The following is a 14,996-nucleotide window of genomic DNA, read 5'->3' as shown; positions in this document are numbered from 1 at the left end:
TCTTAAAAAGTTTGTTACATGAATCAGTGAAATGTGTGAAGCATAGCGTTTTAATCAGAATTTTTAATGTGCTTCAGCGAGTTGCTTAGAAGGATCGTCAGAATGAAGAAAGTGGGTGTCGTGCTGAGCGGATGTGGCGTTTACGATGGTTCAGAGATACATGAAACCGTATTAACGCTGCTGGCATTATCGCGGCAGGGGGCAGACGTTCTCTGCTTCGCGCCGGATAAAACTCAAGCAGACGTAATGAATCATCTTACCGGCGAGCCAATGGCGGAAAGCCGTAACGTGCTGATTGAAGCGGCACGTATTGTGCGTGGAGATATTCATCCGCTGGCACAGGCCGATGCCGCTGAACTTGATGCGCTCATCGTGCCGGGCGGCTTTGGCGCGGCAAAAAACCTGAGCACGTTTGCAACAGAAGGCGCGGCGTGCCATGTCGATCCCGATTTGAAAGCGCTATCGCTGGCGATGCATGCAGCAGGTAAGCCGCAGGGCTTTATCTGTATTGCGCCAGCCATGCTGCCGAAAATTTTTGATTTCCCGCTGCGGCTCACGATCGGAACCGACATTGATACCGCTGAAATTATCGAGGATATGGGCGGCGAGCACGTGCCATGCCCGGTAGACGACATTGTGGTGGATGAGGACAATAAAATCATCACCACGCCGGCGTATATGCTGGCGCAGAATATCGCTGAGGCTGCCGCAGGCATTGAAAAGCTGGTGGACAGAGTGCTGGTTCTTACCGAATGAGTCGTAAATTATCCCCTGGCGGGTGGTTAAAACGGATCCTGCTGCGTATTGTGCTGGTCCTGGCCGTTTTTTGGGGCGGAGGCATTGCGCTGTTCAGCATCCTGCCCGTCCCGTTCTCCGCCGTGATGGCAGAGCGGCAGATTAGCGCCTGGCTCTTGGGTGATTTTGGCTATGTTGCCCACTCAGACTGGGTCGGCATGGATGAAATCTCCCCGTGGATGGGGCTGGCGGTCATTGCGGCAGAAGATCAGAAATTCCCGGAGCACTGGGGTTTTGACGTGGCGGCTATTGAGAAGGCGCTGGATCATAATGAACGTCATGAAAACCGCGTCCGCGGCGCGTCAACGCTTTCTCAGCAGACGGTAAAAAATCTGTTCTTATGGGACGGTCGCAGCTGGGTAAGAAAAGGGCTGGAGGCCGGGCTGACGCTGGGGGTCGAGACGGTGTGGAGCAAAAAACGCATTTTGACCGTCTACCTGAATATCGCGGAGTTTGGTGACGGCGTGTTTGGCGTCGAAGCGGCATCGCAGCGCTATTTTGGCAAGCCCGCCAGCAGGTTGACTATGTCCGAAGCGGCACTCCTTGCCGCCGTGCTGCCGAACCCGCTGCGTTTTAAGGCCAGCACCCCGTCAGGCTACGTGCGAAGCCGCCAGGCGTGGATTATGCGCCAGATGCGTCAGTTGGGTGGGGAAGGGTTTATGGAGCGAAATAATCTTATGTAGGGCGGGTAAGCGCAGCGCTACCCGCCGACATGGCGAACGTTAGTCTTCGTCAAACCCGGCGTTAAACAGGGCAATCACTGCCGCCAGCGCTTCTTCTTCCTGCGGGCCGGTGGCTTCAACTTCAATCTGGCGGCCTTTGGCAGAATCCAGCATCAGCAGGGCGATCACGCTATTGGCTTCTGCCTCGGTTCCCTCGTCGTTGCGCAGCAGCACCTCAGCATCAAAACCCTGCATCAGCTCAAACAGCTTCATCGCCGGGCGCGCATGCATGCCCAGCTTATTGGTGATTTCGACGGTCTGTTTTACGGTCATGTTTTGCGTTTTTCCAGCGTGCGATGACGGGACTGAACGTTCTTCCCGCGTGAGCGGAAGTAATCGGCCAGCTGTTCGGCAATGTAGACCGAACGATGTTTACCGCCGGTACAGCCAATCGCCACCGTCAGGTAGCTGCGATTGTTTGTTTCCAGCATAGGTAACCATAGCTCAAGGTAGCTTCGCGTCTGGTAGATAAAATTGTGTACTTCTGTGTGTCGGTCGAGGAACGCCGCCACCGGCTTATCCAGACCAGTCATCGGACGCAGTTTCGGATCCCAGTGCGGGTTCGGCAGGAAACGCACATCAAAAACGTAATCCGCATCGATAGGTATGCCGTGCTTAAAGCCAAAGGATTCAAACACCATCGTCAGTTCACGCTCGCGCTTGCCGAGTAAGCGCGTACGCAGCATTTCCGCCAGCTCGTGGACGGACATTTCAGAGGTGTCGACAATCAGGTCGGCCCGCGAACGCAGCGGCTCAAGCAGATCGCTCTCTTTATCGATGGCGCTTTCCAGCGAAAGATTTTTACTGGAGAGCGGATGCAAACGACGTGTATCGCTGTAACGGCGGATCAGCGTGTTGCGGTCAGCGTCCAGGAACAAGAGCTGAGGCGAGAAGCATTCCGGCAGGCTGTTCATTGCCTGCTCGAAGATTTCCGGCGATTCCGGCATGTTACGCACGTCAATACTGACGGCGGCAGAGATTTGCCTGTCCGCCAGCGTCCGCGCCAGATCGGGTAACAACACTACCGGCAGGTTATCTACACAGTAAAATCCCATGTCTTCCAGCGCGCGCAGAGCCACGGACTTCCCGGACCCCGAACGACCGCTGACGATCATCAGCACCATGTTCCGTTTCTCCTCAGGGCAGCCGTTCTGAAGGCCCTTTCCCGATTATGCCTCATCCTGATTGCCTTCTGCTTCAGTGATAATTTGATAAAGCTCTTCATCACTTTGGGCTGAGCGCAGTCGACGACAAATGGTTTTATCCGCCAGACGTTTGGCAACCAGCGACAGCGTGTGCAGGTGGGTCTTGGTCTGATCGGCAGGAACCAGCAGCGCGAAGAGCAGATCCACAGGCTGGTTATCAATGGCGTCAAAAGCGATAGGCGTTTCCAGTTGCACAAACACCCCCACGGCACGCAGCGTATCTTCTTCCAGCTTGCCATGCGGGATCGCAATGCCATTACCGATGCCGGTACTGCCCATTTTTTCACGAGTCAGAATGGCTTCAAACACGATCTGCGGCGGCAGACCCAGCTGTTTTGCGGCCAGCTCACTGATGATTTCCAGCGCACGTTTTTTGCTCTGGCAGTGAACGCCACTGCGGGTACAATCCTGGTTAAGGACATTGCTCAGTTGAAGAGCGGAATCGTTGTTTATCATAATTTCACCTAAGCGCTAACTGTACAAATGGCCTGTTGTGTTTCACAACAGGCCGTCCTGCACCCGTTAACTGCCCGGACAATTAGTGTTGTTTCAGTTTATCTTTATGTTTATTGAGCTGTCTCGCAAGCTTATCAATCAAGCCGTCGATAGCCGCGTACATGTCTTGCCCTTCCGCACTGGCATGGAGTTCCCCTCCGTTGACGTGCAGGGTCGCATCCGAGATATGCGTCACTTTCTCCACTTTCAACACAACATAGACCTGGTTGATCCTCTCGAAATACTGCTCGAGTTTCGCAAACTTAGTGTTTACAAAATCGCGTAAAGCCTCAGTAATCTCGACGTTATGTCCGGTGATATTGAGCTGCATAGTGTCTTCCTTATCGGTTGTGTCAAACCAGTTGTTTACGCTGGTTAGACGGCGGAATGGATAAAGACTCTCGATACTTCGCGACAGTACGACGTGCCACCATAATACCCTGATCGGACAGCATGGTGGTTAACTTACTGTCACTGAGTGGCTTCGCGGGGTTCTCCGCGGCGATCAACTTCTTCACCAGTGCGCGAATGGCCGTCGACGAGGCTTCGCCGCCGCCTTCGGTGTTCACGTGGCTGGAGAAGAAATACTTAAGCTCAAAAATACCGCGTGGGCTGTGCAGATACTTCTGCGTGGTCACGCGGGAAATGGTTGATTCATGCATCTCGACGGCCTGGGCTATGTCCGCCAGCACCATCGGTTTCATAAACTCTTCGCCCTGCTCAAAGAATGCCTGCTGCTGTTCGACAATACAGCGGCTGACGCGCAGCAGCGTGTCATTACGGCTCTCCAGACTCTTAATCAACCAGCGTGCTTCCTGAAGGTTGCTGCGAATGTATTGATTATCAGCGTCGTTACGGGCGCTGGTGCACATGGAGGCGTATTGCTGGTTGATTTGCAGGCGAGGAATGCTGTCGGCGTTCAGTTCAACGACCCAGCGGCCATTGTGTTTTCTCACCAGCACATCGGGAATGACATATTCCGGTTCGCTGGTCTGAATCGACTGCCCCGGACGCGGATCGAGCGACTGGATCAGATTCACCGCTTCCTTCAGCACCTCTTCTTTCAGGCGCGTGACGCGCATCAGGGTGCGGAAGTCGTGGTTCGCCAGCAGATCCAGATGATCGCTGATGATGAGCCGGGCTTCGTCAATCCACGGTGTCTCTTTAGCAAACTGCGAAAGCTGGATCAGAAGGCAGTCACGCAGATCTTTCGCGGCGACGCCAATCGGGTCGAAACGCTGAACGCGTTTCAGGACGGCTTCGATCTCTTCCAGTTCAATCTCGTCATCGCCGATGCTTTCAAGAATCTCGTCCAGCGTCACGGTCAAATAGCCCGTGTCGTCAACGGCATCGACAATCGAGGTGGCAATGGCGCGATCGGTATCGGAGAAAGGCGTCAGCTCCACCTGCCACATCAGGTAGTCCTGAAGCGATTGGGTAGTTTCGCCCTGGTAGACCGGGAGTTCATCGTCCTGGTAGTCTGCACGCGTCCCGGAAGGGGTACCCGCGGTGTAGATTTCATCCCAGCTGGCATCCAGCGGCAGTTCGTCCGGCATCTCTTTCTGTTCGAGTGCATCTACGGAGTCGAGCGTTTCTGTGTCCTGCGTCTGCTGGGCGTCTACCTCGTCATGAAGATCGGTCTGCTCCAGCAGCGGATTGCTGTCCAGCGCCTGCTGGAGCTCCTGCTGGAGTTCTAACGTGGACAGCTGCAACAGACGGATTGCCTGCTGGAGCTGCGGCGTCATGGCCAGTTGCTGGCTGAGCCGTAATTGCAAACCTTGCTTCATGTTCAGAGCGTTTTTCTCCGGTTCGGCGTGACTTAACCTCTACCCTATCAGAGTCTGAAGTCTTCCCCAAGGTACACGCGCTTAACATGCTCATCTTCGAGGATTTGCTGCGGCGTACCGTGGGCAATCAGATGGCCCTGGCTCACTATGTAGGCGCGCTCACACACCGCCAGCGTTTCACGAACGTTGTGGTCCGTGATCAGTACGCCAAGCCCGCTGTCGCGCAGGTGTTCAATGATACGTTTGATATCGATAACGGAGATGGGGTCAACGCCCGCAAACGGTTCATCCAGCAGGATAAATTTCGGGTTTGCTGCCAGCGCGCGCGCAATCTCAACGCGGCGGCGTTCACCACCGGACAGCGCCTGACCGAGGCTGTCGCGAAGGTGTTCAATATGAAACTCTTCCATCAGCTCGTTCGCACGGTCAGTGCGCTGCTCGCTGGTCAGATCGTCACGGATCTGGAGCACGGCCATCAGGTTGTCGAACACGCTTAAGCGGCGGAAGATAGACGCTTCCTGCGGCAGATAGCCGATGCCACGACGCGCGCGGGCATGCAGCGGCAGCAGGCTGATATCTTCATCATCGATAATGATGTTGCCGGCGTCACGCGGGACGATGCCCACTACCATGTAGAAGGTCGTAGTTTTACCCGCGCCGTTAGGGCCAAGCAAACCCACGATTTCGCCGGAGTTGACGGTCAGACTGACATCTTCGACGACGCGGCGGCCCTTATACGCTTTCGCGAGGTTTTTTGCAGTTAAAGTTGCCATAACGAATTAGTTACTCTTTTTCTTTGCCGGAGCCTGACCGTTGTTCTTGTCCTGCAACTGCGAAGGCACAAGCACGGTCGTGACGCGTTTGCCTTTTTCGCTGGAGGCCTGCATTTTCTGCTCTTTCACCAGATAAGTGATCTTGTCGCCTTTGATATTGCTGTCCAGCTGTTCCAGGTAAGCATTACCGGTCAGGATGACCAGATCCTTCGCCAGTTCATAGTGCATATGCGAGGCATGGCCTTTCACCGGCTTGCCGTTGTCCTGCATCTGGTAGAAGGTGGCCGGGTTGCCATAACCATCGATAATCTCTTTCCCCTGCTCGCCGCCCGGACGGGTAACGACCACTTTGTCGGCGTTGATTTTGATGGTGCCCTGGGTCACAACGACGTTGCCGGTAAAGGTGACGACGTTACCCTGCATATCCAGAGACTGGGTATCGGATTCAATATGAATCGGCTGTTCGGTGTCGCCAGTCACAGCAAGCGCGGGAAGACTGGCCGCCAGCAGCGCGCTGGCGATAACAACTTTAAGGCTGAGTTTGTTTGTTTTGAATTTCATAGGAGGTTCTAACCTTTTCAATCAGCTCGGCGTTTTTGCTGCGTAAGTTCCCGCGCATTCTTAAACCGCTGGAATTAAATGTTGTGCCATACAGGGTGACTAAATCCTGCGACGTGACATCCTGGGTGACCAGGTTGATCTGGGCGTTATCCGTCGTAATTTTTCGCAGTTGCGCGTCAGCGGTCAGGGCGTTGACTTCAACGTGACCATACAGGTAAAGCATACGGTCATTTGTCAGTTTTGCCCGGTCAGACTTGATTGACCACGTCGGCACTTTGTCCGTATCAAAGGTGGTCAGGACCGGCTGGGTAAACCACGAGGTGCCGTCATCTGAAAAATATTCTACATGCTGAGCAACGAGGCGATAGTTCAGCGCACCTTCCGGGCTATAGACCACGGTGTCGCTGTGATCGCTTTTATAGGTCGGGTCGCTCGTGTTAACCACTTCCGCTTGCGTATCATCGCGGTCAGCGAGATTTACGCCAATCAGTATCAGGGCGACAAGCGCAAGCAGAATGATAACCCAACGTCTGGTTTTACTCATATCGATTGCCCTTTCGCCTCATCAAGCTTGCCCTGCGCCAGCAGAAGCAGATCGCAGACTTCACGGACGGCGCCACGGCCACCGTGAATATGGGTAACGTAATCAGCACGCGGGATCAGCAGCGGGTGCGCGTCAGCCACGGCGATGCTCAGACCCACCTCCGCCATGACTGGCCAGTCGATCAAATCATCCCCGACGTATGCCACATTCTCTGGCGCAATGGCCAGTTTTCCCAGCAAATCCCGGAAGGCTACCATCTTATCAGACTGTCCCTGATAGAGATGCGTAATGCCCAGCGTTTCACACCGATCTTCTACCAGTTTAGCTTTCCGCCCGGTGATGATTGCAACTTCAATACCGGACGTGAGCGCACAGCGGATACCGTAACCGTCGCGAACGTTAAAGGCTTTCAGCTCTTCGCCGTTATTGCCCATATAAATCAGACCGTCGGAGAGCACACCATCCACATCGAGGATCAGCAGGCGGATATTTTCCGCCTTTGACATCATGTGGGCGCTCACCGGGCCATAACAGGTTGCAAGGGATGCACCCGCATTACTCATTGTCTTATCCTTCATTACACTACGCCAGCGCGCAGCAGATCATGCATATGTACCACACCCAGCAGTTGGTCGCCATCGGCAACCATCACTGAGGTAATATGACGGGACTGCATCAGGTTCAGTACATCTACCGCCAGCGTACCCGGACGGACGCGGATCCCTCCTGGTGTCATTACATCAGCGATGCCCAGCGTTCGGACATCCACACCCATATCGAATACCCGGCGCAGGTCGCCGTCGGTGAAAATGCCCTGAATCTTCATCAGATCGTCGCAGATAACCGTCATGCCCAGGTTTTTACGGGTGATCTCCAGTAACGCGTCGCGCAAAGAGGCCTCTTTGCTGACGTGCGGGATCTCATCCCCGGTGTGCATAATATCGTTAACCCGCAGCAGCAGTTTGCGCCCGAGCGCGCCGCCGGGGTGAGACAGGGCGAAATCTTCTGGCGTAAAACCGCGGGCTTCCAGCAGCGCAACGGCAAGGGCATCGCCCATCACCAGCGCGGCGGTTGTGCTGGAGGTCGGCGCCAGCCCCAGCGGGCAGGCTTCTTTAGGCACCTTCACGCACAGGTGAATATCCGCCGCGCGCGCCATGCTGCTTTCCGGGCGGCTGGTCATGCAAATCAGCGGTACGTGCAGACGCTTCAGCACCGGGATCAACGCCAGGATTTCATTCGATTCCCCGGAGTTGGACAGCGCAATAACCACGTCCTGCGGCGTAACCATGCCGAGGTCACCGTGCGCGGCTTCACCGGGATGAACGAAGAATGACGACGTGCCGGTACTGGCAAAGGTCGCCGCCATTTTGCGCCCGATATGGCCGGATTTGCCCATCCCCATCACCACGACTTTACCGGCGCAGTAGAACATCTTCTCACAGGCCAGACTAAAATCCTGATTAATGTACTGATCTAACTGCGCCAGACCTTCACGTTCAATCTCCAGAACGTCTTTGCCTGCTTTCTGAAAGTCAAAACCCGGCTGCAATTCTATTTGCGACATAATGCGTTTCCGTTTACCCAGAGAGAAGTGGCGAGAGCCAGTACAGCATCGCCAGCCATACGATAAATCCACCCGTCAGCAGCGCGCCCGCGCCTTTGCCGATCTGCTCTTTTCGCCGCCAGCAGAGCAGGGCGAAAATCACGCTGACCAGCAGCATCACACCGTAATCGCGCGTGAAAACCATAGGGTTAAACGGCCCCGGTGAGATTAATGCCGGCAGCCCCGTCACGATCGCGATATTGAAAATATTCGAGCCAATGATATTGCCGATGGCGATATCATCTTCCCCTTTACGCGCCCCGGCGATGGCGGTAGCCAGCTCTGGCAGGCTGGTGCCGATAGCGATGACCGTCAGACCGATTGTCAGTTCGCTCATCGCAAACGCGTTCGCCAGCACCGTCGCGTTATCGACCACCATCCGCGTGGCCATTGGCATGATAATCAGCGCGACGCCCAGCCACAGCAGGGCGACGGGTAAGGTCCCTTCCCGGGGCAGCTCGGCGAGGTGCTCACGCGTGAGGCTATCGTTACCCTGTTTTTCCGCCAGACGTGCGATCTTCACGCTGTAAAGCAACCAGATCACGGCCAGGGCGAGCAGGAATATACCGTCACCGACGCTCAGCACCCCGTCATAAAGCACATAGCCCGCCAGCAGACTGACGACTAACATTAGCGGCAATTCACGACGCAAAACATCGGAATGTACGCGAAATGGATGCAGTAATGCGGCTAAGCCTAAAATCAGCAAGATATTGACGATGTTAGAGCCAATCGCGGTGCCGATAGCGAGGTCAACCTGGCCATGCAACGAGGCTGAAACAGAAACGATGATTTCAGGAAGCGATGTGCCTACACTGACCACCGTCATGCCGATAATGATGGGCGGCATGCCAATGAGTCGACAGAGAATGGATGCGGCAAAGACCAAACGGTCAGCACTGTAGACCACCAACAGTAAACCAATTATTAACAGTGCTGTTGCTAAAAGCATCAAAAGTCCTTTCTTCAGGTATACTCGCTGGTCCACTGCGCACGAATTTTAGCGCCAGATGAAGTCTGAGACGTGACGAATTCCTAATTTTGACTTTATGCGCCGGAAAAGTAAAACAAATGCCAGCTTTCGCTAACCCCAATAGTGAATATTCTGTAAAAATGCGGGGTTTAGGGCTGATTTACGCTTCATGCCAGCCGTGAAGCAAGGTAAGTAAGGAACCATAAATGAGCCAAACGATGGCGAATATAGTCGATGTCCGGGGCGTCAGTTTTTCTCGCGGCAACCGGTTAATATTTGATGATATTTCGCTGACCGTGCCGCGCGGTAAAATCACCGCCATCATGGGGCCGTCAGGGATCGGTAAAACCACGTTGCTGCGTCTTATCGGCGGGCAAATCCCCCCTGACAGCGGCGAAATTCTCTTCGACGGCGAAAACGTCCCGGCGATGTCTCGCTCGCGCCTCTACACGGTTCGCAAACGGATGAGCATGCTCTTTCAGTCGGGTGCGCTGTTCACCGATATGAACGTTTTTGACAACGTGGCCTATCCGCTGCGTGAGCACACCCATCTTCCTCCTGCGCTGTTGCACAGCACGGTGATGATGAAGCTTGAAGCCGTGGGGCTGCGGGGGGCTGCGAAACTCATGCCGTCCGAACTCTCGGGTGGGATGGCGCGCCGCGCCGCGCTGGCGCGTGCTATTGCCCTGGAACCCGATTTAATCATGTTCGATGAACCGTTCGTCGGGCAGGACCCCATCACCATGGGCGTGCTGGTGAAGTTAATTTCGGAGCTGAACAGCGCCCTTGGCGTCACCTGCGTGGTGGTTTCCCACGACGTGCCGGAAGTGCTGAGTATCGCTGATTACGCCTATATTGTGGCTGACAAAAAGATCGTCGCCCACGGCAGCGCGCAGGCGTTGCAGGAGAATGGCGATCCGCGCGTGCGGCAGTTCCTGGACGGTATCGCAGATGGGCCGGTGCCTTTCCGCTATCCGGCGGGCGACTATCATGACGATTTACTGGGAATAGGGAGTTAAGCCACTCATGCTGTTAAATGCGTTGGCGGGTCTTGGACACCGTGGCCTAAAAACCATCAGTACGTTCGGGCGTGCCGGATTAATGTTGTTCAACGCGCTGGTCGGCAAACCGGAGTTCCGCAAGCATGCGCCGTTACTGGTGCGGCAGCTCTATAACGTCGGCGTGCTGTCGATGCTTATCATCATCGTGTCGGGTCTGTTTATTGGCATGGTGCTGGGGTTGCAGGGGTATCTGGTACTGACAACCTACAGCGCGGAAACCAGCCTTGGCATGCTGGTGGCGCTCTCGCTGCTGCGTGAACTCGGGCCGGTGGTTGCCGCGCTGCTGTTCGCCGGGCGTGCCGGGTCAGCGTTGACTGCGGAAATTGGCCTGATGCGCGCCACCGAGCAGCTCTCCAGTATGGAGATGATGGCAGTCGATCCGCTGCGCCGGGTGATCTCGCCGCGCTTCTGGGCCGGGGTTATCTCCTTGCCGTTACTGACTATCCTCTTTGTGGCGGTAGGTATCTGGGGAGGCGCGCTGGTTGGCGTTAACTGGAAAGGCATTGATGCCGGATTCTTCTGGTCTGCCATGCAGGACGCCATCGATCTGCGGATGGATCTGGTGAACTGTCTGATCAAGAGCGTGGTTTTCGCTGTGACGGTTACCTGGATTGCGTTGTTTAATGGTTACGATGCCATTCCGACGTCGGCGGGCATTAGCCGTGCAACGACGCGTACTGTCGTACATTCGTCGCTGGCCGTTTTAGGTCTGGATTTTGTGCTCACCGCACTGATGTTTGGGAATTGAGTTCATGCAAACGAGAAAAAATGAAATTTGGGTTGGCGTGTTTCTGCTTCTGGCGCTGCTGGCCGCGCTGTTCATCTGCCTGCGAGCGGCGGACATCACCTCTGTTCGCGCCGAGCCGACGTACCGTATCTACGCGACTTTCGATAACATCGGCGGCCTGAAAGCGCGCTCACCGGTGCGTATTGGTGGCGTCGTTATCGGACGTGTCGCCGACATTACGCTTGATGAGAAAACCTATCTGCCGCGCGTCGCGATGGATATCGAAGAGCGCTATAACCACATTCCGGACACCAGCTCGCTTTCTATCCGCACCTCTGGCCTGCTGGGGGAGCAATATCTGGCCCTTAACGTTGGTTTTGAAGATCCTGAGCTGGGAACGACTATCCTTAAAGACGGTAGCGTAATCCAGGATACCAAGTCAGCGATGGTGCTGGAAGATATGATTGGTCAGTTCCTTTACAACAGTAAAGGGGATGATAAAAAGTCTGACGATGCCCCTGCGCAGAGTGAAGACCACACCAACGTCGAACCGACGCCAGGCGCGACGAATTAATTTCAGGAGAAGTTATTCATGTTTAAACGACTGTTAATGGTTGCCATGCTGGTCATTGCCCCTCTTACCGCGGCGCACGCTGCGGATCAGAGTAACCCGTACAAACTGATGAATGAGGCCGCGAAGAAAACCTTCGACCGTCTTAAAAACGAACAGCCAAAAATCCGTTCTAACCCTGATTATCTACGTGATGTGGTGGATCAGGAGCTGCTGCCGTATGTGCAGATCAAGTACGCGGGCGCACTGGTGCTGGGCCGTTACTACAAAGACGCGACCCCGGCGCAGCGCGAGGCTTACTTTGCGGCGTTCCGTGAATACCTGAAACAGGCTTACGGCCAGGCGCTGGCGATGTATCACGGGCAGACCTATCAGATTGCCCCTGAACAACCGCTGGGCGATGCCACTATCATTCCTATTCGCGTGACGATTATCGATCCAAACGGTCGTCCACCGGTTCGTCTGGACTTCCAGTGGCGTAAAAACAGTCAGACCGGAAACTGGCAGGCGTACGACATGATCGCTGAAGGCGTCAGCATGATCACCACTAAACAGAACGAGTGGAGCGATCTGCTGCGCACTAAAGGCATTGATGGCCTGACGGCTCAGCTTCAGTCCATCTCTCGTCAGAAAATTACCCTGGACGAGAAGAAGTAATGTCACAGCAGCTTAGCTGGGCGCGTGACGGCGAGACGTTGACGCTGACGGGAGAGCTGGATCAGGATCTGCTTAACCCGCTGTGGGACGCTCGCCATAACGCGATGCAGGGCGTGACGCTGATTGATCTCCATGGCGTCACGCGGGTAGATACCGCCGGTATCGCCCTGCTGGCGCACCTGGTGGCCACGGGCAAAAAGCAGGGGAGTAGCGTCACCCTGACGGGGGTAAGCGATAACGTGATTACCCTTGCACAGCTTTACAATTTGCCCGAAGACGTATTACCTCGCTAATTTTTTCAGTACGTTACTTCTGAAAGCCCCGACAGTTTACGCGTCGGGGCTTTTTGCTTGTTTAAGACCGCGCCACTTTGCTCTAAGATGTTGAGCTTGTTTTCACTATCAGATGATGTAGACCCCATGGAAAATAATGAAATCCAGACTGTGCTGATGAATGCACTCTCCCTTCAGGAAGCCCACGTCTCTGGCGATGGCAGTCACTTCCAGGTTATTGCTGTGGGTGAGATGTTCGACGGAATGAGTCGCGTGAAGAAACAGCAGGCTGTGTACGCGCCGCTGATGGAATACATTGCGGATAACCGCATCCACGCCCTGTCGATTAAAGCGTTCACCCCACAGGAGTGGGCACGCGATCGCAAACTAAACGGTTTTTGAGCTGAGGGCGAAACGCCCGCAGCACGGTTGAATTTATAAGAGAGCAAACGATGGATAAATTTCGTGTACAGGGACCTACGCGTCTCCAGGGCGAAGTCACAATTTCTGGCGCTAAAAACGCCGCGCTGCCCATTCTTTTCGCTGCGCTGCTCGCAGAAGAGCCGGTAGAGATCCAGAACGTACCGAAGCTGAAAGATATCGACACGACCATGAAGTTGCTCGGCCAGTTGGGCACCAAAGTGGAGCGTAACGGTTCCGTCTGGATCGATGCCAGCAACGTGAACAACTTCTCAGCGCCGTATGAGCTGGTGAAAACCATGCGTGCGTCCATCTGGGCGCTTGGTCCGCTGGTGGCGCGCTTCGGTCAGGGACAGGTTTCACTGCCGGGCGGATGCGCTATCGGCGCGCGTCCCGTTGACCTGCATATCTTCGGGCTGGAAAAACTCGGCGCGGAGATCAAGCTGGAAGAGGGTTACGTTAAAGCATCCGTCAATGGTCGTCTGAAAGGCGCGCACATTGTCATGGACAAAGTGAGCGTGGGCGCAACGGTCACCATCATGTCGGCTGCTACGCTGGCAGAAGGCACTACCATCATCGAAAACGCCGCCCGTGAGCCGGAGATCGTGGATACCGCGAACTTCCTGGTCGCGCTGGGAGCGAAGATCAGCGGGCAGGGCACAGACCGTATCACCATCGAAGGCGTTGAACGTCTGGGTGGCGGTGTGTATCGCGTACTGCCAGACCGTATCGAAACCGGCACTTTCCTGGTGGCCGCGGCCATTTCTGGCGGTAAGATTGTCTGCCGTAACGCCCAGCCGGATACCCTGGATGCGGTGCTGGCGAAGCTGCGCGATGCGGGTGCGGACATTGAAATCGGTGAAGACTGGATCAGCCTGGATATGCACGGGCAGCGTCCTAAAGCCGTTAACGTGCGTACTGCGCCACATCCGGCATTCCCGACGGATATGCAGGCACAGTTCACGCTGTTGAACCTGGTGGCCGAAGGCACGGGCTTCATCACGGAAACCATCTTCGAAAACCGTTTCATGCACGTACCGGAACTGATCCGTATGGGTGCGCATGCTGAGATTGAAAGCAACACGGTAATTTGCCACGGCGTTGAAAAACTGTCCGGTGCGCAGGTGATGGCGACCGATCTGCGCGCATCTGCGAGCCTCGTACTGGCAGGTTGTATTGCGGAAGGGACTACCGTTGTCGATCGTATCTACCACATCGATCGTGGTTACGAGCGTATTGAGGATAAGCTGCGCGCGCTGGGTGCAAATATCGAGCGTGTGAAGGGCGAGTAATCATTCCGGCACCCCCCTGCCAGAACAGGCCGGGGGATTGCTGTTCTTGTCAATTCTGGTGCATCAGTCCTGATGCGCTTTCTTCGTTTTGCTCTGGCGCATCATGCGCGTTCTGTCGATAAATTCATGGGTGATGGGATCGTGGTAGCGTGACGGCCATATCACCCACGGATGCGTATCCAGCGCCGTCGCGATAATCAGTTCCCCCTTCGGCCATGGGCGGGTCAGGGCGTTTGCCAGCGTCGACGAGCTCAGCCCATGACGACGTGATTCGGCAGCCAGCGAAGTTCCTTTTTTACGCAGTGCCGCAATAATGTCAGCAGAATGCCAGTCGATGAATTTTGTATCCATAATGCTGTCCTTGTGTTCGTTATCGTCCACGTCGTTTCGTGTGAAAAGACAGCATTACTATACTCACTTCGAACATCTGTTCTAAAAAGTTCATGTTACGAGAAGCAATATTCAGAATAAGGCACGGCTTTATACATACGGCCTGTAACCCGATGGGCTTACGCGTAAATGTAATTTACTGGAGCGT

General features: G+C 55.0%; 21 protein-coding genes. 9 read left to right on the top strand and 12 right to left on the bottom strand.

Going from position 1 to position 14,996, the window contains the following annotated elements; genetic code table 11:
* Nucleotides 1-102 precede the first annotated feature (102 nt).
* Complete coding sequence (elbB, locus tag SK53_RS14385; protein WP_003861876.1) at nucleotides 103-756, top strand: isoprenoid biosynthesis glyoxalase ElbB; 654 nt, start codon at nucleotides 103-105, stop codon at nucleotides 754-756.
* A complete protein-coding gene (gene mtgA / locus SK53_RS14380; protein ID WP_032660497.1) occupies nucleotides 753-1,478 on the top strand; it encodes a monofunctional biosynthetic peptidoglycan transglycosylase in 726 nt (241 codons plus the stop codon). Before elbB ends, mtgA begins: the two co-directional genes overlap by 4 nt.
* Before the next feature lie 39 nt (nucleotides 1,479-1,517).
* Here mtgA and npr read toward each other — a convergent pair whose 3' ends face one another.
* The 11 genes from npr to SK53_RS14325 form a co-directional block, all read right to left on the bottom strand.
* The gene (gene npr, locus SK53_RS14375; protein ID WP_003861872.1) at nucleotides 1,518-1,790 is read right to left on the bottom strand and encodes a PTS phosphocarrier protein NPr; all 273 of its coding nucleotides are present in this window, start codon (nucleotides 1,788-1,790) and stop codon (nucleotides 1,518-1,520) included.
* A complete protein-coding gene (gene rapZ, locus SK53_RS14370) occupies nucleotides 1,787-2,641 on the bottom strand; it encodes an RNase adapter RapZ (protein WP_003861870.1) in 855 nt (284 codons plus the stop codon). The genes npr and rapZ overlap by 4 nt, the downstream gene beginning before the upstream one ends.
* A 45-nt stretch (nucleotides 2,642-2,686) precedes the next feature.
* Nucleotides 2,687-3,178, bottom strand: coding sequence for a PTS IIA-like nitrogen regulatory protein PtsN (ptsN, locus tag SK53_RS14365; protein ID WP_003861869.1), 492 nt, complete (start codon nucleotides 3,176-3,178; stop codon nucleotides 2,687-2,689).
* Between the two features lie 82 nt (nucleotides 3,179-3,260).
* Nucleotides 3,261-3,548 (bottom strand): ribosome hibernation promoting factor, encoded by a 288-nt coding sequence (gene hpf, locus SK53_RS14360; protein ID WP_003861866.1) that lies wholly within the window; start codon nucleotides 3,546-3,548, stop codon nucleotides 3,261-3,263.
* Between the two features lie 22 nt (nucleotides 3,549-3,570).
* The gene (gene rpoN / locus SK53_RS14355; RefSeq protein WP_003861864.1) at nucleotides 3,571-5,004 is read right to left on the bottom strand and encodes an RNA polymerase factor sigma-54; all 1,434 of its coding nucleotides are present in this window, start codon (nucleotides 5,002-5,004) and stop codon (nucleotides 3,571-3,573) included.
* A gap of 47 nt (nucleotides 5,005-5,051) precedes the next feature.
* Nucleotides 5,052-5,777, bottom strand: coding sequence for an LPS export ABC transporter ATP-binding protein (lptB, locus tag SK53_RS14350; protein WP_003861862.1), 726 nt, complete (start codon nucleotides 5,775-5,777; stop codon nucleotides 5,052-5,054).
* Nucleotides 5,778-5,783: 6 nt separating this feature from the next.
* Nucleotides 5,784-6,338: a lipopolysaccharide ABC transporter substrate-binding protein LptA gene (gene lptA / locus SK53_RS14345; RefSeq protein ID WP_003861860.1), complete on the bottom strand. Its 555-nt coding sequence runs from the start codon at nucleotides 6,336-6,338 to the stop codon at nucleotides 5,784-5,786.
* Nucleotides 6,307-6,882: an LPS export ABC transporter periplasmic protein LptC gene (gene lptC, locus SK53_RS14340; RefSeq protein ID WP_003861858.1), complete on the bottom strand. Its 576-nt coding sequence runs from the start codon at nucleotides 6,880-6,882 to the stop codon at nucleotides 6,307-6,309. The genes lptA and lptC overlap by 32 nt, the downstream gene beginning before the upstream one ends.
* A complete protein-coding gene (gene kdsC / locus SK53_RS14335) occupies nucleotides 6,879-7,445 on the bottom strand; it encodes a 3-deoxy-manno-octulosonate-8-phosphatase KdsC (RefSeq protein WP_003861856.1) in 567 nt (188 codons plus the stop codon). Before kdsC ends, lptC begins: the two co-directional genes overlap by 4 nt.
* Nucleotides 7,446-7,459: 14 nt before the next feature.
* On the bottom strand, nucleotides 7,460-8,446 hold the full coding sequence (gene kdsD / locus SK53_RS14330; RefSeq protein ID WP_003861853.1) for an arabinose-5-phosphate isomerase KdsD: 987 nt from the start codon (nucleotides 8,444-8,446) through the stop codon (nucleotides 7,460-7,462).
* Nucleotides 8,447-8,459: 13 nt separating this feature from the next.
* The gene (locus SK53_RS14325; RefSeq protein ID WP_003861852.1) at nucleotides 8,460-9,437 is read right to left on the bottom strand and encodes a calcium/sodium antiporter; all 978 of its coding nucleotides are present in this window, start codon (nucleotides 9,435-9,437) and stop codon (nucleotides 8,460-8,462) included.
* Between the two features lie 227 nt (nucleotides 9,438-9,664).
* Here SK53_RS14325 and mlaF point away from each other — a divergent pair, with 227 nt between their 5' ends.
* The 7 genes from mlaF to murA all read left to right on the top strand — a co-directional run bounded on the left by mlaF (nucleotide 9,665) and on the right by murA (nucleotide 14,458).
* Nucleotides 9,665-10,477: a phospholipid ABC transporter ATP-binding protein MlaF gene (gene mlaF / locus SK53_RS14320; RefSeq protein WP_003861850.1), complete on the top strand. Its 813-nt coding sequence runs from the start codon at nucleotides 9,665-9,667 to the stop codon at nucleotides 10,475-10,477.
* A gap of 7 nt (nucleotides 10,478-10,484) precedes the next feature.
* The gene (gene mlaE / locus SK53_RS14315; RefSeq protein ID WP_003861848.1) at nucleotides 10,485-11,267 is read left to right on the top strand and encodes a lipid asymmetry maintenance ABC transporter permease subunit MlaE; all 783 of its coding nucleotides are present in this window, start codon (nucleotides 10,485-10,487) and stop codon (nucleotides 11,265-11,267) included.
* 4 nt (nucleotides 11,268-11,271) lie between these two features.
* Nucleotides 11,272-11,820, top strand: a complete 549-nt coding sequence (gene mlaD, locus SK53_RS14310) for an outer membrane lipid asymmetry maintenance protein MlaD (protein ID WP_003861847.1) — start codon at nucleotides 11,272-11,274, stop codon at nucleotides 11,818-11,820.
* Between the two features lie 18 nt (nucleotides 11,821-11,838).
* Complete coding sequence (mlaC, locus tag SK53_RS14305) at nucleotides 11,839-12,474, top strand: phospholipid-binding protein MlaC (protein ID WP_003861845.1); 636 nt, start codon at nucleotides 11,839-11,841, stop codon at nucleotides 12,472-12,474.
* Nucleotides 12,474-12,767, top strand: coding sequence for a lipid asymmetry maintenance protein MlaB (gene mlaB, locus SK53_RS14300; RefSeq protein ID WP_003861843.1), 294 nt, complete (start codon nucleotides 12,474-12,476; stop codon nucleotides 12,765-12,767). Before mlaC ends, mlaB begins: the two co-directional genes overlap by 1 nt.
* A gap of 126 nt (nucleotides 12,768-12,893) precedes the next feature.
* Nucleotides 12,894-13,148: a BolA family iron metabolism protein IbaG gene (gene ibaG, locus SK53_RS14295; RefSeq protein WP_003861840.1), complete on the top strand. Its 255-nt coding sequence runs from the start codon at nucleotides 12,894-12,896 to the stop codon at nucleotides 13,146-13,148.
* A 50-nt stretch (nucleotides 13,149-13,198) separates the two neighbouring features.
* On the top strand, nucleotides 13,199-14,458 hold the full coding sequence (gene murA / locus SK53_RS14290) for a UDP-N-acetylglucosamine 1-carboxyvinyltransferase (protein ID WP_006812128.1): 1,260 nt from the start codon (nucleotides 13,199-13,201) through the stop codon (nucleotides 14,456-14,458).
* A 63-nt stretch (nucleotides 14,459-14,521) separates the two neighbouring features.
* On the opposite strand, the gene sfsB is transcribed toward murA, so the two are convergent.
* A complete protein-coding gene (gene sfsB / locus SK53_RS14285; protein ID WP_017382732.1) occupies nucleotides 14,522-14,809 on the bottom strand; it encodes a DNA-binding transcriptional regulator SfsB in 288 nt (95 codons plus the stop codon).
* Nucleotides 14,810-14,996 lie beyond the last annotated feature (187 nt).

Origin of the sequence: Enterobacter sp. MGH119 (genome assembly GCF_001037675.1) — a bacterium.
GTDB classification, from domain to species: Bacteria; Pseudomonadota; Gammaproteobacteria; order Enterobacterales; family Enterobacteriaceae; genus Enterobacter; species Enterobacter hormaechei_C.
This window is presented reverse-complemented; position numbering and strand designations above follow the sequence as displayed.

What these genes read in the sequence shown, in the direction of transcription:
- elbB (WP_003861876.1), top strand. Translation starts at nt 103, where the DNA reads ATGAAGAAAGTGGGTGTCGTGCTGAGCGGATGTGGCGTTTACGATGGT.
- mtgA (WP_032660497.1), top strand. Translation starts at nt 753, where the DNA reads ATGAGTCGTAAATTATCCCCTGGCGGGTGGTTAAAACGGATCCTGCTG.
- npr (WP_003861872.1), bottom strand. Translation starts at nt 1,790, where the DNA reads ATGACCGTAAAACAGACCGTCGAAATCACCAATAAGCTGGGCATGCAT.
- rapZ (WP_003861870.1), bottom strand. Translation starts at nt 2,641, where the DNA reads ATGGTGCTGATGATCGTCAGCGGTCGTTCGGGGTCCGGGAAGTCCGTG.
- ptsN (WP_003861869.1), bottom strand. Translation starts at nt 3,178, where the DNA reads ATGATAAACAACGATTCCGCTCTTCAACTGAGCAATGTCCTTAACCAG.
- hpf (WP_003861866.1), bottom strand. Translation starts at nt 3,548, where the DNA reads ATGCAGCTCAATATCACCGGACATAACGTCGAGATTACTGAGGCTTTA.
- rpoN (WP_003861864.1), bottom strand. Translation starts at nt 5,004, where the DNA reads ATGAAGCAAGGTTTGCAATTACGGCTCAGCCAGCAACTGGCCATGACG.
- lptB (WP_003861862.1), bottom strand. Translation starts at nt 5,777, where the DNA reads ATGGCAACTTTAACTGCAAAAAACCTCGCGAAAGCGTATAAGGGCCGC.
- lptA (WP_003861860.1), bottom strand. Translation starts at nt 6,338, where the DNA reads ATGAAATTCAAAACAAACAAACTCAGCCTTAAAGTTGTTATCGCCAGC.
- lptC (WP_003861858.1), bottom strand. Translation starts at nt 6,882, where the DNA reads ATGAGTAAAACCAGACGTTGGGTTATCATTCTGCTTGCGCTTGTCGCC.
- kdsC (WP_003861856.1), bottom strand. Translation starts at nt 7,445, where the DNA reads ATGAGTAATGCGGGTGCATCCCTTGCAACCTGTTATGGCCCGGTGAGC.
- kdsD (WP_003861853.1), bottom strand. Translation starts at nt 8,446, where the DNA reads ATGTCGCAAATAGAATTGCAGCCGGGTTTTGACTTTCAGAAAGCAGGC.
- SK53_RS14325 (WP_003861852.1), bottom strand. Translation starts at nt 9,437, where the DNA reads ATGCTTTTAGCAACAGCACTGTTAATAATTGGTTTACTGTTGGTGGTC.
- mlaF (WP_003861850.1), top strand. Translation starts at nt 9,665, where the DNA reads ATGAGCCAAACGATGGCGAATATAGTCGATGTCCGGGGCGTCAGTTTT.
- mlaE (WP_003861848.1), top strand. Translation starts at nt 10,485, where the DNA reads ATGCTGTTAAATGCGTTGGCGGGTCTTGGACACCGTGGCCTAAAAACC.
- mlaD (WP_003861847.1), top strand. Translation starts at nt 11,272, where the DNA reads ATGCAAACGAGAAAAAATGAAATTTGGGTTGGCGTGTTTCTGCTTCTG.
- mlaC (WP_003861845.1), top strand. Translation starts at nt 11,839, where the DNA reads ATGTTTAAACGACTGTTAATGGTTGCCATGCTGGTCATTGCCCCTCTT.
- mlaB (WP_003861843.1), top strand. Translation starts at nt 12,474, where the DNA reads ATGTCACAGCAGCTTAGCTGGGCGCGTGACGGCGAGACGTTGACGCTG.
- ibaG (WP_003861840.1), top strand. Translation starts at nt 12,894, where the DNA reads ATGGAAAATAATGAAATCCAGACTGTGCTGATGAATGCACTCTCCCTT.
- murA (WP_006812128.1), top strand. Translation starts at nt 13,199, where the DNA reads ATGGATAAATTTCGTGTACAGGGACCTACGCGTCTCCAGGGCGAAGTC.
- sfsB (WP_017382732.1), bottom strand. Translation starts at nt 14,809, where the DNA reads ATGGATACAAAATTCATCGACTGGCATTCTGCTGACATTATTGCGGCA.